The 257-nt window shown below is 40.1% G+C and carries 1 protein-coding gene; it reads right to left on the reverse strand.

Features of this window, described 5'->3' with window-relative positions:
• A partial coding sequence (locus IW20_RS25175) for an HYR domain-containing protein (RefSeq protein WP_035629179.1) occupies positions 1-257 on the reverse strand: 257 nt, incomplete at both ends.

Genomic DNA, 257 nt, shown 5'->3' on the forward strand with positions numbered 1-257 from the left:
GAGCAATTATCGGTTGCTGTTGGATTTACAATAGATACTGTTGCACCACATTCTCCTGCATCGGCAACTTGGTTGATGGCTACTGGACAAGTAATAACTGGTTTTTCGGTATCGGTTATCGTAATGATTTGCTCACATGATGCCGAAGTGTTACCTGAGGCATCTGTTGCTGTCCATACTATTGTTGTTTTTCCTACTGGATATAAATCTGTTAATAATTTACTGTCTGAACGAACTCCTGTAAAGGTGAACGTTGT

The sequence above is a fragment of the Flavobacterium hydatis genome, from assembly GCF_000737695.1.
Taxonomy (GTDB): domain Bacteria; phylum Bacteroidota; class Bacteroidia; order Flavobacteriales; family Flavobacteriaceae; genus Flavobacterium; species Flavobacterium hydatis.